Annotated in this window: 17 protein-coding genes; 11 read left to right on the top strand and 6 right to left on the bottom strand. The window is 56.2% G+C overall.

Translation table 11 applies throughout. The features are described 5' to 3' along the window. Window positions 1–1,254 (top strand): c-type cytochrome, encoded by a 1,254-nt coding sequence (locus ACZRJQ_RS09830; protein WP_463978165.1) that lies wholly within the window; start codon window positions 1–3, stop codon window positions 1,252–1,254. 62 nt (window positions 1,255–1,316) lie between these two features. Here ACZRJQ_RS09830 and ACZRJQ_RS09825 read toward each other — a convergent pair whose 3' ends face one another. Then, window positions 1,317–2,081 (bottom strand): transporter substrate-binding domain-containing protein, encoded by a 765-nt coding sequence (locus tag ACZRJQ_RS09825; protein ID WP_463978164.1) that lies wholly within the window; start codon window positions 2,079–2,081, stop codon window positions 1,317–1,319. Window positions 2,082–2,220: 139 nt separating this feature from the next. On the opposite strand from ACZRJQ_RS09825, the gene ACZRJQ_RS09820 reads away from it, so the two are divergent. Next, the gene (locus ACZRJQ_RS09820; protein WP_463978163.1) at window positions 2,221–2,646 is read left to right on the top strand and encodes a DUF4399 domain-containing protein; all 426 of its coding nucleotides are present in this window, start codon (window positions 2,221–2,223) and stop codon (window positions 2,644–2,646) included. A 59-nt stretch (window positions 2,647–2,705) separates the two neighbouring features. Here ACZRJQ_RS09820 and serA read toward each other — a convergent pair whose 3' ends face one another. Next, the gene (gene serA / locus ACZRJQ_RS09815) at window positions 2,706–3,935 is read right to left on the bottom strand and encodes a phosphoglycerate dehydrogenase (protein WP_463978162.1); all 1,230 of its coding nucleotides are present in this window, start codon (window positions 3,933–3,935) and stop codon (window positions 2,706–2,708) included. 206 nt (window positions 3,936–4,141) lie between these two features. Between serA and ACZRJQ_RS09810 the strand changes: the two genes are divergently transcribed. Both ACZRJQ_RS09810 and ACZRJQ_RS09805 read left to right on the top strand, forming a co-directional pair. Then, complete coding sequence (locus ACZRJQ_RS09810) at window positions 4,142–5,536, top strand: FAD-binding oxidoreductase (protein WP_463978298.1); 1,395 nt, start codon at window positions 4,142–4,144, stop codon at window positions 5,534–5,536. Window positions 5,537–5,673: 137 nt separating this feature from the next. Beyond that, complete coding sequence (locus ACZRJQ_RS09805; protein WP_463978161.1) at window positions 5,674–6,339, top strand: fumarylacetoacetate hydrolase family protein; 666 nt, start codon at window positions 5,674–5,676, stop codon at window positions 6,337–6,339. 61 nt (window positions 6,340–6,400) lie between these two features. Here the strand turns inward: ACZRJQ_RS09805 and tauD are convergent, their stop codons facing one another. The 4 genes from tauD to tauA are packed head-to-tail and all read right to left on the bottom strand — an operon-like array spanning window position 6,401 to window position 9,927. Continuing rightward, window positions 6,401–7,234, bottom strand: coding sequence for a taurine dioxygenase (gene tauD / locus ACZRJQ_RS09800; RefSeq protein ID WP_463978160.1), 834 nt, complete (start codon window positions 7,232–7,234; stop codon window positions 6,401–6,403). A gap of 54 nt (window positions 7,235–7,288) precedes the next feature. Continuing rightward, entirely contained in the window at window positions 7,289–8,128 is an 840-nt protein-coding gene (tauC, locus tag ACZRJQ_RS09795) for a taurine ABC transporter permease TauC (protein ID WP_463978159.1), read from the bottom strand. Continuing rightward, window positions 8,125–8,919, bottom strand: a complete 795-nt coding sequence (gene tauB / locus ACZRJQ_RS09790; RefSeq protein WP_463978158.1) for a taurine ABC transporter ATP-binding subunit — start codon at window positions 8,917–8,919, stop codon at window positions 8,125–8,127. The genes tauC and tauB overlap by 4 nt, the downstream gene beginning before the upstream one ends. Before the next feature lie 27 nt (window positions 8,920–8,946). Beyond that, window positions 8,947–9,927, bottom strand: a complete 981-nt coding sequence (tauA, locus tag ACZRJQ_RS09785) for a taurine ABC transporter substrate-binding protein (protein ID WP_463978157.1) — start codon at window positions 9,925–9,927, stop codon at window positions 8,947–8,949. A gap of 499 nt (window positions 9,928–10,426) precedes the next feature. Here tauA and ACZRJQ_RS09780 point away from each other — a divergent pair, with 499 nt between their 5' ends. From ACZRJQ_RS09780 to ssuB, 7 genes are all read left to right on the top strand, one after another. Next, entirely contained in the window at window positions 10,427–11,782 is a 1,356-nt protein-coding gene (locus tag ACZRJQ_RS09780; protein WP_463978156.1) for an OprD family porin, read from the top strand. A 294-nt stretch (window positions 11,783–12,076) separates the two neighbouring features. Then, window positions 12,077–12,715, top strand: a complete 639-nt coding sequence (locus ACZRJQ_RS09775; protein WP_463978155.1) for a peroxiredoxin — start codon at window positions 12,077–12,079, stop codon at window positions 12,713–12,715. Window positions 12,716–12,922: 207 nt separating this feature from the next. Continuing rightward, the gene (ssuE, locus tag ACZRJQ_RS09770) at window positions 12,923–13,516 is read left to right on the top strand and encodes an NADPH-dependent FMN reductase (protein WP_463978154.1); all 594 of its coding nucleotides are present in this window, start codon (window positions 12,923–12,925) and stop codon (window positions 13,514–13,516) included. Between the two features lie 93 nt (window positions 13,517–13,609). Further along, window positions 13,610–14,575 (top strand): sulfonate ABC transporter substrate-binding protein, encoded by a 966-nt coding sequence (locus ACZRJQ_RS09765; RefSeq protein WP_463978153.1) that lies wholly within the window; start codon window positions 13,610–13,612, stop codon window positions 14,573–14,575. 31 nt (window positions 14,576–14,606) lie between these two features. Then, the gene (gene ssuD / locus ACZRJQ_RS09760; RefSeq protein ID WP_463978152.1) at window positions 14,607–15,755 is read left to right on the top strand and encodes an FMNH2-dependent alkanesulfonate monooxygenase; all 1,149 of its coding nucleotides are present in this window, start codon (window positions 14,607–14,609) and stop codon (window positions 15,753–15,755) included. A 7-nt stretch (window positions 15,756–15,762) separates the two neighbouring features. Continuing rightward, window positions 15,763–16,569 (top strand): aliphatic sulfonate ABC transporter permease SsuC, encoded by an 807-nt coding sequence (ssuC, locus tag ACZRJQ_RS09755; protein WP_463978151.1) that lies wholly within the window; start codon window positions 15,763–15,765, stop codon window positions 16,567–16,569. Continuing rightward, complete coding sequence (ssuB, locus tag ACZRJQ_RS09750; RefSeq protein ID WP_463978150.1) at window positions 16,566–17,372, top strand: aliphatic sulfonates ABC transporter ATP-binding protein; 807 nt, start codon at window positions 16,566–16,568, stop codon at window positions 17,370–17,372. Before ssuC ends, ssuB begins: the two co-directional genes overlap by 4 nt. The last annotated feature ends 4 nt before the right edge of the window (window positions 17,373–17,376 follow it).

Here is a 17,376-nt window from a genome sequence, read left to right as displayed (position 1 = left end):
ATGAAAGTAATTGTTATCGCGACCTTGGCCTTGTTGGGCAGTGTTTCGGCCGTGGCCGCAGACACGGATCAGCTCGCACTAATCAAGCAAGGCGAGTACCTGGCACGTGCCGGTGACTGTGTGGCGTGCCACACGGCCAAGGGCGGCAAGCCGTTTGCGGGCGGCCTGGCGATGGAAACGCCGATCGGGACGATTTATTCGACCAACATCACGCCGGATAAAACCGGGATTGGTGCCTACAGCTTTGAGGATTTCGACAAAGCTGTGCGTCATGGCGTCGCTAAAAACGGTAGTACGTTGTACCCGGCCATGCCGTATCCGTCTTATGCGCGGGTCAATCAGGCCGACATGCAGGCGCTGTATGCCTACTTTATGAAAGGCGTGAAACCGGTAGCTGAAGAGAATCAGGACGTCGAGATCCCGTGGCCGCTGAGCATGCGTTGGCCGTTGGCGATGTGGCGCTGGATGTTCGCGCCTGCTGTTGAGGACTTCACCCCGGTCGCAGGCCAAGACCCGGTTATCAGCCGCGGTGCTTATTTGGTGGAGGGGCTTGGGCACTGCGGTGCTTGCCATACGCCACGGGCACTGACCATGCAGGAAAAAGCGCTGAGTGCGAGTCAAAGCAGCGTGTTCTTGTCGGGCAGCGCACCGCTGGAAGGTTGGATCGCGAAGAACCTGCGCGGCGACCATAAAGATGGCTTGGGCAGTTGGAGCGAAGAGCAACTGGTGCAGTTTTTGAAAACGGGGCGCAGTGATCGCAGCGCAGTATTTGGCGGCATGAGTGACGTGATCGTACACAGCATGCAGTACATGTCTGACGCTGACTTGACTGCGATAGCCCGTTATTTGAAAGCGCTGCCTGCGGTTGACCCTGAGGACAAGCCACATCAATACGATTCTGCAGTTGCCGATGCGTTGTGGAATGGGGATGACAGCAAGCGGGGCGCGGCGGTGTATATCGACAACTGTGCGGCATGCCATCGCACTGACGGTCATGGTTACACCCGCGTGTTTCCAGCGCTGGCGGGCAACCCGGTGTTGCAATCAGATGACCCGACTTCGCTGGTTCACATCGTGCTTAAAGGCGCAACGCTGCCTGCAACTCACGCAGCGCCATCGACCTTCACCATGCCCGGTTTTGATTGGCGCCTGTCGGATCAGGAAGTGGCCGATGTGGTCAATTTCATCCGCACCAGTTGGGGTAATAAAGGCTCTGACGTGAAGGCTGTGGATGTAAAAGCGATGCGCGACTAACCCGATGTTTGCCGACCTGTAGGAGCAAGCTCGTTCCTACAGGTCAGGTGTTGCAGGCGCATTTAAGGTTTTGTGGCATCCATCCCAAACCATTTCTGCGACAAGGCGGCCAGTCGGCCATCTGCTTTGATGCGTTCGAGCGCCTTGTTCAAGCTGGTCTGAAAGGCCGGGTTCCCTTTTTGAAAGGGGATCGCCAAGCTGACCATCGGGCCTATTTGCGCGCCTTCGGTAACAGGCAAGTTGCTGTCACGAATAGCAAACGGAATGAGCAAACGATCACTCACGGCGGCGTCTACTTGTTTGCCTGCCACCGCCGCCAACGGCTGCTGGGCATCCGGGTAGCTACGAACATCAACCGCCTCGCTGGTGCGCACTTGTTCGACAAACTGACTGCCTTGGGCTACGCCTAAGAGCTGACCCTTGAGCGTTTCCAGAGAGTTAAGCGGGCGTTGCTCTTCTTTGCGCACGATCAATTGCGCACGGGTGTAGCCGTAAGGCTGGCTAAAATCGAACCGATCAGCAAGTTCGGGAGTCAAAGCCACATGATTGATCGCAACGTCATATTTACCGCTTTCAACGCCTGGCAGCAGGTCGTTGGCGTCGGTGACAAGCAGGGAGGCATGGACTTCAAGTTCCTGGGCCAGCAGCTCACCCAGCTCGACGTCAAAACCGGTCAAACGGCCGTCTTGTTTAAAGCTGAATGGCGGCGTATCAGCTTCGAGGGCGATGCGCAGTTCACCTCGATCGTTAACGTCGTCGATCAATTCGGCTTGGGCAAAAGGGCTCACCAATGGCAGTAAAAGTATCAGGCCCGGCAAAAAACGCATGGTCACTCCTTTGATCGGGATGCAAGCGATTCGCAATTAACGTTCGCTTTGCTTTATGTTGGTCACCTGCGGCGTTGGACAACAGATTGGCTCGAAGTTGTCCTAAGCCTATGAATTTAGTGAAACTCGGAGAAAAAAAATGAAAGCTTTACTGTCTCGCGTAGCATTGGCCTCTGTCTTGATGGGCGCTTCGGTTATGGCTATGGCCGCTACTCCAGCGCCTGAAGGCGCCAAAGTATCTATTATTTCCCCTGCTGATGGGGCCACGGTGGATAAAACCTTCACCGTCAAATTCGGTGTTGAAGGTATCGCGCTGGCGCCGGCTGGCGACCAAACGCCAAACACCGGTCATCACCACTTGCTGATCGACGTCGATACACCAGTGGCTGCGGGTCAGGTTATTCCGGCAGATGCCAACCACGTGCACTTCGGTAAAGCGCAGACCGAAACCGAAGTCACGCTGACACCGGGCAAGCACACCTTGCAACTGGAACTGGCTGACAAAAACCACATGGCATTCGACCCAGTGGTCGTGTCGAAGAAGATCATCGTTAACGTTAAGTAAGCGTTTTCGCAATAAAAAAGGGAGACCCAAGGGTCTCCCTTTTTAGTCACGGCTCAAACTTAGAACAGCACGCGGCAACGAATGGTGCCGGTGATAGTTTGCAGCTTCTCTTGCGCAAGGTCCGAAGACTCTGCGTCGACGTCGATCACTACATAACCCACTTTTTCGTTGGTTTGCAGGAACTGGCCGGAGATGTTGATACCGTTTTCGGCGAAGACCTTGTTGATCTCGCTCATCACACCCGGAATGTTTTCGTGGATGTGCAACAGGCGGTGCTTGCCAGGGTGAGCCGGCAGGGCTACTTCCGGGAAGTTCACCGACGATACCGACGTGCCGTTGTCGCTGTACTTGACCAGTTTTTCTGCCACTTCCAGACCAATGTTGGCCTGAGCTTCAGCTGTAGAGCCGCCGATGTGAGGGGTCAGAATCACGTTGTCCAGGCCGCGCAGCGGGCTTTCGAAGATGTCGTCGTTGGAGCGAGGCTCAACCGGGAACACGTCGATAGCAGCGCCAATCAGGTGCTTGTCCTTGATCGCGTCAGCCAAAGCGTCCAACTCAACCACGGTGCCGCGAGCAGCGTTGATCAGAATGCCGCCCTTTTTGATGGCGCGGATTTCTTTCTCGCCGATCATCCACTGAGTTGCAGCGGTTTCAGGAACGTGCAGCGTCACGATGTCGGACATGCCCAACAGTTCGTGCAGGTTGCCGACCTGAGTCGCGTTGCCCAATGGCAGTTTGGTCACGGTGTCATAGAAGAACACCTGCATGCCCAAACCTTCAGCCAAGACCGACAGCTGAGTACCGATCGAACCGTAACCCACGATACCCAGCTTTTTGCCGCGGATTTCGAAGGAGTTGGCCGCGCTTTTGATCCAGCCACCACGGTGGCAGGAAGCGTTCTTCTCAGGAATGCCACGCAACAACAGGATCGCTTCAGCCAACACCAACTCAGCCACCGAACGGGTGTTGGAGTAAGGGGCGTTGAAAACAGCGATACCGCGTTCGCGAGCAGCGTTGAGGTCGACCTGGTTGGTACCGATGCAGAAACAACCAACGGCAACCAGTTTCTTGGCGCAGTCGAACACTTCTTCGGTCAGCTGGGTACGAGAACGGATGCCGATAAAGTGGGCATCGGCGATCTTTTCCTTAAGCTGGGCTTCAGGCAAGGAACTGGTGATGTACTCAATGCTGGTGTAACCGGCAGATTTGAGAACATCAACAGCGGATTGGTGGACGCCTTCTAGAAGAAGGAACTTGATCTTGCTCTTATCGAGAGAAGTCTTGCTCATCTGCGTAAACCTGTGTCCCAGAGAAAAATGGCAGGGAAGTGGACAGCCTGAGCTGACCTGGCCGGCGTGAAGACCGGCACCGAGAATCGTCCTACGGCTCGATTCTACGGGGGGCCCGTATGCTAGCATAAGCGCCCCGCTAAACACCCATTCCTGCGACGTGAAGCGTTCTCAGGATGACCATGAATTGTTCGAGAGTTCTGTTGATGACCCATCCTGCCTTGATTGATGAGCTAAAGACCCTGGTAGAGCCTGGCAAGGTCCTGACCGATGCTGACTCCCTTAATGCTTATGGCAAGGATTGGACCAAGCATTTCGCCCCGGCTCCAGTGGCCATTGTGTTCCCGAAAACCACTGAACAAGTTCAGGCCATTGTTGTGTGGGCCAACACCCACAAAGTGGCGCTAGTGCCGTCGGGTGGACGTACAGGTTTGTCAGCGGCAGCGGTTGCCGCCAATGGCGAAGTGGTTGTGTCGTTCGACTATATGAATCAAGTGCTGGACATCAACCTGACTGACCGCACCGTGGTCTGCCAGCCGGGTGTCGTCACCGAACACCTGCAAAATCTGGCTGAAGAAAACGGCCTGTATTACCCGGTTGATTTTGCTTCGGCAGGTTCCAGCCAAATTGGCGGCAATATCGGCACCAATGCCGGCGGCATCAAGGTTATTCGCTACGGCATGACCCGTAATTGGGTCGCGGGCATGAAGGTCGTGACGGGCAAAGGTGATGTGCTTGAGCTGAACAAAGACCTGATCAAAAACGCCACCGGCTACGACATGCGTCAGCTGTTTATCGGCGCCGAAGGTACGTTGGGCTTTGTGGTTGAAGCCACCATGCGTTTAGACCGTGCGCCGAAAAATTTGACCGCGATGGTGCTGGGTACAGCGGACTTTGATTCGATCATGCCCGTGCTACATGCCTTCCAAAGCAAGCTGGATTTGACGGCGTTTGAGTTCTTCTCGGATAAGGCGCTGACTAAAGTCCTGGATCGCGGTGACGTGCCTGCTCCGTTTGAGTCGGACTGCCCGTTTTATGCGCTGCTCGAATTTGAAGCGACCACCGAAGAAGTGGCAAACGCCGCCTTGGAAACCTTCGAACACTGCATGGAGCAAGGTTGGGTGCTCGATGGTGTGATGAGCCAAAGCGAAACCCAGTTGCAAAACCTGTGGAAGTTACGCGAATACATCTCCGAAACCATCTCGCACTGGACACCTTACAAAAACGACATTTCTGTCACTGTGTCGAAAGTGCCTGCATTTTTGAAAGAAATTGACACCATCGTCGGCGAACACTACCCGGACTTCGAAATCGTGTGGTTCGGTCACATTGGCGACGGCAATCTGCACTTGAACATCCTTAAGCCTGAAAACCTGAGCAAAGACGAGTTCTTCGCCAAGTGCGCGACAGTGAATAAGTGGGTGTTTGAAACCGTCGAGAAGTACAACGGCTCAATTTCGGCTGAACACGGCGTGGGCATGACCAAGCGTGATTACCTGACCTACAGCCGTTCGCCGGTTGAGATCGAGTACATGAAAGCGCTCAAAGCGGTGTTCGACCCGAACGGCATCATGAACCCCGGCAAGATTTTTGCAGTTTAAACACATCATCTGTAGTCGCTGCTGCAGGCTGCGAAGGTTTGCCAAGCAGCTCGTTTCCTTGAAGCCTGTGCAGGCCCATCGCAGCTTGGGCAGCGACTACAAAAAACATGCGCCATCCAACACAACGGAGTCGGTCAATGAGCTATCAGCACCAGTATGTCGACGGTACCCGGATTCACTTTCCTATCGGCAAAGTGGTGTGCATTGGGCGTAACTACGCCGAGCACGCCAAAGAGCTAGATAACCCGATTCCGACTGAGCCTTTGTTGTTCATCAAACCCGGCAGTTGTGTGGTTGCACTGGAGGGTGGTTTTGCGATTCCGGCTGAGCGCGGTTCGGTGCATTACGAAGCAGAGATTTCGGTGCTGATCGGCAAGCCGTTGTCGAACAACCCGAGCGTGGAAGAAGTGCTGGACGCCATTTCGGGCTTTGCGCCCGGCCTGGATCTGACGCTGCGCGACAAGCAGGCAGAGCTGAAAAGCAAAGGCCTACCGTGGGAAATCGCCAAATCGTTCGATGGGGCATGTGTACTTGCTCCATTCGTACCGAGTTGCACCTTTGCTGACCTCACGGACATTGGGATTCGTCTGACGATCAATGGTGAAGTCCGTCAGGACGGCAACAGCGCCCTGATGCTCAACCCGATTGTGCCGATGATTCAGCACATGGCGGCGTGCTTCTCGTTGCAACCCGGTGACGTGATCATGACGGGCACGCCAGTGGGTGTTGGCCCGCTCAATGTCGGTGATGAGTTGGTGCTGGAATTACCCGGTGTGAGCCGTTTCGAAAGCAGCGTGCGCTAAACACGCCTCTCGTAGCTAACGCAGGCACACCCTGCGTCAGCTACACGTTTGACCCTTCAGATCAAAACGGGGCATCACCGAAAATAGTGGCGCGGTGCATCACGCGGCGGTTCGGGCGATAGTCATCGACCGCGTAGTGTTGCGTCACGCGGTTGTCCCAGAACGCGACGTCGTTTTCTTCCCAGCGCCAGCGAATGGTGTACTCGGGGCGCGTTGCGTGCGCAAACAACAACTTCAAAATGGCTTCGCTCTCAAGCTCCGACAATTCGTTGATGCGCGTGGTAAAGCCTTCGTTGACGAACAACGATTTACGCCCACTGACCGGGTGTGTGCGAATAACCGGGTGTGACAGCGGCGGGTTGTTTTTGCGGGTTTGATCCCAGCGTGCGAAGTCTTCCGGGGTGCTGCCAAAGCGCTCCAGCGGGAAGGACTTGGTGAAATCGTGAGTTGCCGTCAAGCCATCCAACAACGCTTGCAGCGGCTTGGATAAACCTTCAAAGGCGGCAATTCCGCTGGCCCAAAGTGTATCGCCGCCAAATGCTGGCAACTGTTTGGCGCTCAACACTGCGCCCATCGCAGGCGTGGCTAAAAAGGTGACATCGGTGTGCCACACCGCGTTATCGCGCACGTCTGTGACCGCTGTGTCCAGCACCAGGACTTCAGGCTGCTCAGGCACATTGGGGTAGATCGGGTGAATGTGCAGATCGCCAAAATTGGCGGCAAAACGCGCTTGCTGTTGCGGCGTAATCGACTGCTTTTTGAAGAAAATCACCTGATGCTTGAGCAGCGCTTGCTCGATGGCATCACGCTGCTCGGTGTTCAACGGCTGGGTCAGGTCAATGCCGTCAATCTGGGCGCCAAGGGCAGCACTAATGGGAGTAATGGTCAGGCTCATGATCGATCTCTTATTCAGCGCGCTGTCGAGTCAGCGTCGGGTGCAATTTGGATATTAGTGAGCCTGGCCGTGCCACGGCACCAGCTTGCGTTGCAGGGCGCGCAGGCCCATTTCCATAGCGAAGGCGATCACGGCAATCACCAAAATCCCCAGTACCACCACATCGGTGACCAAGAACTGTGCGGCCGATTGCACCATGAAGCCCAGCCCACTGGTGGCGGCGATCAGCTCGGCAGCCACCAGCGTCGACCAACCCACGCCCAAACCAATGCGCACACCGGTCAAGATATCGGGCAGCGCGCTGGGCAAGATCACGTAGCGAATCAACTGCCAGCGCGTAGCCCCCAATGACTGAGCAGCGCGCACTTTGGCCGGGTCTACGGTGCGCACACCGGTTGCTGTGGCAATGGCGATCGGGGCGAAAATCGCCAGATAAATCAGCAGCACCTTCGACAGCTCGCCAATGCCGCACCAGATCACAATCAGCGGCAAATAGGCCAAGGGCGGAATCGGGCGATAAAACTCAATCAGCGGGTCGAAAATCCCACGCGCAATGCGGTTGTGACCAATGGCAATGCCGACCGGCACGGCGGTCAAAATCGCAAAGCCCAGGCCCAAACCAATGCGGCTCAAGCTCGCGCCCAAGTGCTGCCACAAGGTGGAGTCCATGTAACCTTTGGTGACCAGCAGCCAGCCTTTTTCCAGCACGGCCGATGGTGGTGGTAAAAACAGTGGCTCAATTAACTGCGCCGCCGTCACGGCCCACCAGGCGGCGAGCAACGTGATGAGGGTCAGCACGCTAATCCAGCGGGTGCTTAGACTGCGCCGAATCGGGCGCGGGGTGTGTGGTGTGGCAGCAGGCGCTGCTGTTGCTGCAATTTCATAACTGCTCATGCGTGCTCCTGCCGCTGAGCGGCACCGCGTTGTGAAAAAACACGCTCAAGTACGTGCTCGCGGGTTTCGATAAAACGGGGGTCGGACTTGATCGAGCGGGCAGATTCGCCAGCGCTGTAACGCTGGCCGAAGTCCAGCGTCAGGCGTTCAACAATGCGTCCTGGGTTAGGTGCCAGCAGAATTAAATCGGTGGCCAAAAACACCGCTTCCTCAATGTCGTGAGTAATCAAGAACACGGGTTTTGCAGTGCGTTTGCACACTTGCAGCAGCAACTCTTGCATCTGCTCGCGGGTGAACGCATCGAGTGCGCCGAAGGGTTCATCCATCAACAAAACGCGTGGGTCAGCGGCCAAGGCGCGGGCCAGGCCCACGCGCTGCTTTTGTCCGCCAGACAGCTCCCATACACGGCGCTTTTCAAAGCCTGATAAATCCACCAGCGCCAGCATTTCGCGGGCGCGGGCTTCACGTTTGTTGCGTGCAACACCGGCCAGTTCCAGGCCGAATGCAACGTTTGCCAGCACGTCTTGCCACGGCAACAGCACGTCATCCTGAAACACCACGCCGCGCTCAGCACTGGGGCCATGCACGGGCGCGCCATCGAGGGTGATACGCCCGGCGCTGGGCTCTACAAAACCGGCTATCAGGTTCAGCAGAGATGTTTTGCCACTGCCTGAGGGGCCGAGTGCAACCAGCAGCTGCTGAGGGCCGAGGTTGACGGAAATGTCCGACAGTACCGGCTCGGCAGCGCCTGGGTACTGTGCGCTGATGCGCTCCAGTGATAACAAGGCCATGTCAGTCGACTCCTCGGCAGGCAAATATTATTGAGTGATAAAGCTGGCGTTCACCGACGGCGCGTAGTCGGGCAGCACGGCGTCGACCTTGCCTTGCTCTTTAAGGAAGGTGGCGGTATCTGCCAGAGCTTTAGTGGTAGGTTCGCCCAGCAGCAGCACTTGGTCGGCGGCCAGCGGATACACGTTGCCTTGCAGCAGCAATGGGATGTCCGCCGCTTTAGCGCCCGAGAGCTTCACCACTTTGTCGACATTGCTTTGGTTGGCCAGCCAGGCTTTAGGGTCTTTGTGGTAGTCGGCGTAGGCATCCAGCGTAACCTTGGCAAAGGCTTTGACGATTTCCGGGTGCTTGGCGGCGAAGTCTTTGCGCACGATCCACGCATCAAAGGTCGGTGCGCCGAAGGTGCTCAACTCACCCGAGGTGATCAGCACTTTGCCGTTTTCTTTGGCGGTGCCCAAGGCTGGGTCCCACACGTAGGTGGCGTCGATGTCACCGCGCTTCCAGGCGGCAATGATTGCCGGTGGCGCGAGGTTCAAAATCGTCACTTTCGAAGGTTCGATGTTCCAGTGCTTCAAGGCAGCCAGCAGGCTGTAGTGGCCGGTAGACACAAAAGGCACCGCAATTTTTTTTCCGATCAAGTCTTGCGGGGTGTTGATGCCCGAGCCGTCACGGGCGACCAACGCTTCAGCACCGCCGATTTGGGTGGCGATCAAAAAGGTTTCAACGGGCACTTTGCGGGTGATGGCGGCAGTCAGTGGGCTTGAGCCCAAATAGCCAATTTGTACGTCACCCGAAGCGATGGCAGCGATCACGTCTGCGCCGTTATCAAATTTGCGCCAGTTAATTTTGGCGTCAGTGGCTTTTTCGTAAGCACCGTCTGCTTGAGCGACTTTGGCCGGGTCGACGGTGGTTTGGTAAGCCACGGTGACATCTGTGGCAGCCTGCGCAAAGAAGCTGGCACTTGCCAGAGACAGAGCTGCCAAAAGGCGTAGGGGAGAATGCAGTTTCATCATGAAGCTCCTCGGCAGGCGGCCGGATATCGGCAGAACGCGAGGTTAAATGATCTAAGAATGGGTAAATAAATAACTTTTAGGCATTAGCTTATAAAGTTCTGAGCCCTTCTTACGTGCGGGCGTGCGCGATCTGTTATGGATATTTCAGTCAGAACTGATCTGCCTTAGCACTGAATCAGCCAACCATCTTAAAAATTTCACAAATATCTGTTTAGGAATTAGACCAAAGGCCGATAGCATCCGTCCGCGTTCGAACCCGGATTGCGCTGCCATATACCTAGAAAGCATTAAAAAGTTCTAAATAATTCTTTTTGGGTTTATGAAAAAGCTATTACCCTGCGCACAAACGGAAACTGACTAGACAAAAGTCGTAGACATCAATAGTTACGATTGACTTGTCAGTCACTGTCTGGCGCTAATCGCGCATCTGTAGCACCGAGACGTCAGATTTCGGGCTAAAGAACTACAAAAATTAGAAACGTAAAGGAGCAAGACAATGAACAAGTCCACCTTGGCCATCGCTGTGGCCGTAGGGTTGTTGGCGCAGCAAGCAGGTGCTGCCGGCTTCATCGAAGACAGTAAAGCAACACTGAAACTGCGTAACTTCTACATCAACAACGACAACCGTGATTCGGGCACTAAAGCCGCTAAGGCCTCAAACTACCAAGAAGAATGGGGCCAAGGCTTCCAGCTGGACTTCACCTCGGGTTTTACCCAAGGCACTGTAGGTTTCGGCGTTGACGCCATTGGTCTGTTGGGCGTGCGCCTGGATTCAGGCAAAGGCCGTCACGGCAACCCAAACAGCACAAGCTACGGCGGCACTGTATTCCCAACGGACAGCGATGGCCGTGCCGTTAACGACTTTTCAAGCGTGGGCCTGACAGCTAAAGCTAAAATTTCTCAGACCGAACTGCGTTACGGCACTTTGATGCCGAAACTGCCGGTCATCTCGTACAACGATGGTCGCCTGCTGCCACAAACCTTTGAGGGTGGCCAGATCACCTCCAACGAGTTCAAAGACCTGACCCTGATCGGTGGTCAGATCGAACACGTTAAAGGCCGTAACTCCAGCAACAACGAGCAAATGTCCATTGGCGGCGCCGCAGCACGCACTGCTAACAGCAACAAGTTCCTGTATGCCGGCGCTGACTACAAGATCAACAAGGATCTGTTGGCTCAGTACTACTACGGCAACCTGTCTGAATTTTACAAACAGCACTTCTTGGGCCTGACCCACAACTGGGCCATCGGGCCGGGTGTATTGAAGTCTGACCTGCGTTACTTCCACAGCACCGATGACGGCAAAAACGGTCACGACTCGGACTACTACAGCAGCGGTGATTACGCCAACAGCTCACTGGGCAACGGTAAGGGCAAGGTTGATAACAACCTGATCAGCGGCTTGTTCCTGTACACCGTTGAAGGTCACACCTTCGGTGGCGGTTATCAGGTCAGCAACGGCAGCAGCGACTTCCCGTGGCTGAACCAGGGCGACGGCTCGTCGGCTTACATCCCTACTGACATGCAGATCTCGAAATTCGCCCGCGCTGGCGAGCGTACTTGGCAGGCCCGTTACTCGTATGACTTCGCCAAAGTCGGCGTTCCAGGCCTGACAGCAGGCGCGGTTTACCTGCGCGGCGATAACATCGACACCTATGCTGGCGGTAAGCAGGCGAGCAATGGTGCTTCTGAGTGGGAGCGCGATATCACCGTGGCTTACGTTATCCAGGAAGGCGCGCTGAAGAACCTCGGCTTTATGTGGAAAAACGCCATGTGGCGCAACGATATCGCTGGCCAGCGCGACCAGGACGAAAACCGTCTGATCGTCAGCTACTCGATTCCGTTGCTGTAAGCCGCACTTAGAGCAAAGCTAAGAAAAATCCTGCCCGGCGCAATGCCGGGCAGGGTGTTGACCGAAGACTCTTGCAGTCAATGGGCAACACATTCAAATGTCGCAGCATCCTGCCGCTCCCCTTGCCTAAATCTGAGTTCACAGTGAACCCGGTGCTTTGTCGCGTCCAATGAAACAGTTTTTAATATTCCTTTCAGATCTAAATAAATCGATATTTATTCTTTTTAAATATTTTTTGGTGCAGGCAAAGTAAGCCATCACGCCCTGCCATTCCCTATAAAAAGGAGCTGCACCATGAGCCTCAGACTTGGCGATATCGCCCCCGATTTCGAACAGGATTCCAGCGCTGGCAACATCCATTTTCATGAATGGCTGGGCGACAGCTGGGGCGTGTTGTTCTCGCACCCGGCGGACTTCACCCCGGTATGCACCACTGAACTGGGTTTCACCGCCAAACTTAAGGATGAATTCGCCAAGCGCGGCGTTAAAGCCATCGCGTTGTCGGTTGACCCCGCGGACTCCCACCACAAATGGATCGAAGACATCAACGAGACCCAGCACACGGTGGTCAACTTTCCGATCCTTGCGGACGCAGACCGCAAAGTGTCCGACCTCTACGATCTGATCCACCCCAATGCCAGTGACACCTTGACCGTGCGCTCACTGTTCGTGATTGACCCGAACAAAAAAATTCGCCTGACCATCACCTACCCGGCCAGCACCGGGCGCAATTTCAACGAAATCTTGCGCGTGATTGATTCATTGCAACTGACTGACAACCACAAAGTGGCTACGCCAGCTAACTGGCAAGACGGCGACGAAGTGGTCATCGTGCCCTCGCTTAAGGACGAAGACGAAATCAAAAAGCGCTTCCCTAAGGGCTACCGCGCCGTTAAGCCCTACCTGCGCCTGACGCCGCAACCGAACAAGTAGCCTTAGTCAGCACTTATATGCACAGGGTTTGAGGCCGTTTCGACGGCCTTTTTTTTCGACTGTGATTGTTTAAACCATATATTCATTTATGGAATAACCAAATGAATAAATATGATTTATGGATATAAAAATCACCTGTTAATGTCTCTCCACTCAAGCGAAAACGCTGACAGCGAATTGCACACATTCATTCAAGGAAACGCCTAGATGCTGGTCGTGACACTCGGAGGAAGCCCAAGCCAACGATCCCGCTCCGGGGTGTTGCTGGAACGCGCCAAACATTGGCTGAACCAGCAAGGCGTTGAAGTGGTGAGCTATCAAGTACGTGATTTTCCGGCGGAAGACTTGCTGCATGCGCGCTTCGACAGCCCGAAAATTATCGACCTGCTGCAACAGATTGAAAACGCTGACGGCCTTGTGATTGCCACGCCGGTGTACAAAGCCTCGTTCAGTGGGGCTCTGAAGACAGTGCTCGATTTACTGCCTGAGCGCGCTCTGAGCCATAAAGTGGTGTTGCCGATCGCCACTGGCGGCAGCATTGCTCACATGCTGGCCGTGGACTACGCCCTCAAGCCTGTGCTGTCGGCACTGAAGGCGCAGGAAATGCTTCACGGTATTTTTGCTGAAGACAGCCAAATCGCTTACGGCGAAGGCAGCGCACAAGCGCAACTGGTGCCGGTATTGGAACAACGCTTGAACGAGTCGCTGGAGCATTTTTACAGCGCTCTGGCGCGCCGCCCCAAGCCGCTGGACCCGAGCATCCTCAACGAGCGCCTGATCACGGCTCGCTGGAGCATCTGACCCTTCCCCCGTAGGGGCTGCACCATCACCTTACTGATCCGCTAACGGCTCGGCAGGTGCCACCTGAATCTCGAACTGCAATAGGAGAGCGCCATGCGCCCTGTCATTTTGCGTCGCGGTCTGGTCGCACTGTTAGCTGCGGCTGTGTCCTTCGGCGTTGTTGTTGAAGCCCAAGCTGATGCACTGCGCATCGGTTATCAGAAGTACGGCACGCTGATGCTGCTCAAGGCCAAAGGCACGCTGGAAAAGCGTCTGGCCGAGCAAGGTGTGGACGTGCAATGGACTGAGTTCCCCGGCGGCCCGCAACTGCTTGAAGGCTTGAATGTCGGCTCAATCGACTTTGGGGTAACGGGCGAAACCCCGCCTGTGTTCGCTCAGGCGGCAGGTGCCGATTTGCTGTACGTCGCTTACGAGCCGCCAGCCCCCACCAGTGAAGCGATTTTGGTGCCCAAGGATTCACCGATCAAATCGGTGCAAGACCTCAAAGGCAAAAAAGTCGTGCTCAACAAGGGCTCCAACGTGCATTACCTGTTGGTGCGCGCCCTTGAAGATGCTGGCCTGAAATACACCGACATTCAGACCGTATTCCTGCCTCCTGCTGATGCCCGTGCCGCTTTTGAGCGTGGCAGCGTAGATGCCTGGGTCATTTGGGACCCGTATCAGGCCGCCGCCGAACAACAGTTGCAAGCACGCACCCTGCGTGATGCCACCGGCATTGCTGACAACCACCAGTTTTATCTGGCCACCAAACCTTATGCCGAGCAGCACCCCAAAGTGATCGAAACCTTGGTCGACGAGGTGCGCAACATCGGCGAGTGGGCCAAGGCCAACCCTGAAGAGGTGACCCAACACGTTGCGCCCCTGCTGGGTCTGCCGCCAGAGATCACCTTGACGGCGGTTAAACGCCAAGGCTACGGCGCACAGTTTTTGACCCCGCAAGTGGTCAACGCACAGCAAAAAATCGCCGACGCCTTTTACCAGCTCAAGCTGATCCCCAAGCCGCTGACGATTAAAGACGTGATCTGGACGCCACCGGCCACTGTGGCCAAAGCCCTCTAACGCTTGCCGTACCCACTTAGGAGACCACTCCATGAGCCTCAATATTTTCTGGTTTTTACCTACCCACGGTGATGGCCATTACCTTGGCACTTCCGAAGGCGCGCGCGCTGTTGATTTCGGTTACCTGCAACAAGTGGCACAAGCCGCAGACCGCCTGGGCTTTGGCGGGGTGCTGATCCCTACCGGGCGTTCGTGCGAAGACTCATGGCTGGTGGCTGCATCGCTGATCCCCGTGACCCAGCGCCTCAAATTTTTAGTCGCGCTGCGTCCGGGGATCGTTTCGCCGACCGTGGCTGCACGTCAGGCGGCCACGCTGGATCGGCTGTCAGGCGGGCGCGCGCTGTTCAATCTGGTGACGGGCGGTGATCCGGAAGAGCTGGCCGGTGATGGCTTGTTCCTTAGCCACGAAGAGCGCTATCAGGCGTCGGTGGAATTCACCCGCATCTGGCGCCGTGTGCTGGAAGGCGAAACCGTGGATTACGACGGCCAACACATCAGCGTCAAAGGGGCCAAGTTGCTCTACCCGCCGATCCAGCAACCGCGTCCACCGTTGTACTTCGGAGGTTCGTCCGAAGCGGCGCAAGACTTGGCTGCTGAACAAGTTGAAATGGTGCTCACTTGGGGCGAGCCGCCTGCCGCTGTGGCTGAAAAAATCGAACAGGTGCGTGCCAAGGCCGCCAAGCTCGGGCGCACAGTACGCTTCGGTATCCGTTTGCACGTGATCGTGCGTGAAACCAATGAAGAAGCATGGAAAGCCGCTGACAAACTGATTTCGCATCTGGACGATGAAACCATCGCTCGTGCTCAGGCATCGTTGTCGCGTTTTGATTCGGTGGGTCAGCAGCGCATGGCGGCACTGCATGGCGGCAGCCGCGACAATCTGGAAGTCAGCCCTAACTTGTGGGCGGGCGTTGGGCTGGTGCGCGGCGGTGCTGGCACGGCGCTGGTCGGTGATGGCCCAACTGTGGCTGCGCGGGTCAAGGAATACGCAGATCTGGGCATCGACACCTTTATCTTCTCGGGCTACCCGCATCTGGAAGAGTCGTACCGCGTGGCGGAGCTGTTGTTCCCGCACCTGGACATCGAACGTGCGGAGCTGCCAAAAAGTGCAGGCTACGTGAGCCCGTTTGGCGAGATGGTCGCTAACGACATTCTCCCTAAAGCCGCGTCGCAGAGCTGAGGCGGTCATGAGTACGGCGAAGGCGTTCAGCCTTAATAGCATTGGCCACAAGCTGGCCCCCTGGGCCTTGCCGATCTTGCTGTTGGCGGTGTGGCAGTTATCGGTGTCGGCAGGTTGGTTGTCGACGCGGATTCTGCCCGCGCCCAGCGCTGTGATCGCAGCTGGCGTTGAGTTGGTGCGCAGTGGCGAGATCTGGAAACACTTGGCCATCAGCGGCTGGCGTGCCGGGTTGGGCTTTGTGATCGGCGGCGGCATCGGTTTGGCGTTGGGCTTCATCACCGGCCTGTCGAAGTGGGGCGAACGCCTGCTCGACAGCTCAGTGCAAATGATCCGCAACGTGCCGCATTTGGCGCTGATCCCATTGGTGATTCTGTGGTTCGGGATTGACGAGTCGGCGAAGATTTTTCTAGTCGCGCTGGGCACTTTGTTCCCGATCTACCTCAACACCTATCACGGCATTCGTAACGTTGACCCGGCGCTGGTTGAGATGGCGCGCAGCTATGGTTTGTCGGGTTTTAGACTGTTCTGGCAGGTGATTCTGCCCGGCGCCTTGCCTTCCATTTTGGTCGGGGTGCGTTTTGCACTGGGCTTTATGTGGTTGACGTTGATCGTGGCCGAAACCATTTCTGCCAGCTCCGGCATTGGCTATCTGGCGATGAACGCCCGAGAGTTTTTGCAAACTGACGTGGTGGTGTTGGCGATTGTTTTGTACGCCGTACTCGGCAAGCTGGCTGACAGCGCCGCGCGCGGTTTGGAACGTGTCTGGTTGCGCTGGCACCCGGCCTATCAAGTGGCAAAAGGCGGTGCAGCATGACGGCTCAACAACCTCCTCGTTTGCGTCAGGGCATTCCGCTGGCGATCAACAACCTGCAAAAGTCGTTTGGCGAGCGTCAGGTGTTGCGCGATATCAATCTGCACATCCCGGCGGGTCAATTTGTGGCCATTGTGGGGCGCAGCGGTTGTGGCAAAAGCACGCTGATGCGTTTGCTGGCGGGGCTGGATCAGCCCACTGGCGGCGAATTACTGGCGGGCAGCGCGCCGTTGCAAGACGCCCGTGAAGACACCCGCTTGATGTTCCAAGAGGCACGTTTGCTGCCTTGGAAGAAAGTCATCGACAACGTGGGCCTGGGGTTAACTGGCGACTGGCGGCCCAAGGCCCTCAAGGCACTGGAAGAAGTCGGTCTGGCCGAGCGCGCCCATGAGTGGCCAGCCGCGTTATCGGGCGGGCAAAAACAGCGTGTGGCGCTGGCCCGTGCGTTGATTCATCAGCCGCGTTTACTGCTGCTCGACGAGCCGCTGGGCGCACTGGATGCCCTGACCCGTATTGAAATGCAGCAATTGATCGAACGCCTGTGGCACCAACATGGTTTTACCGTGCTGCTAGTGACCCACGACGTCAGCGAGGCCGTAGCCATTGCTGATCGAGTGATCCTGATCGAAGACGGTGAAGTGGGGCTTGATCTCACGGTTGAGCTGGCCCGTCCTCGGGTGCGGGGTTCACATCGACTGGCCGCACTGGAAACCGAAGTTCTCAATCGTGTCCTCGCTTTACCCGGCTCGCCACCCGAGCCAGAACCTGTTGCACCGTTGCCTACGCAATTGCGTTGGGCGCAATAACCTT

The organism is Pseudomonas sp. E315 (assembly GCF_055406205.1).
This window is presented reverse-complemented; position numbering and strand designations above follow the sequence as displayed.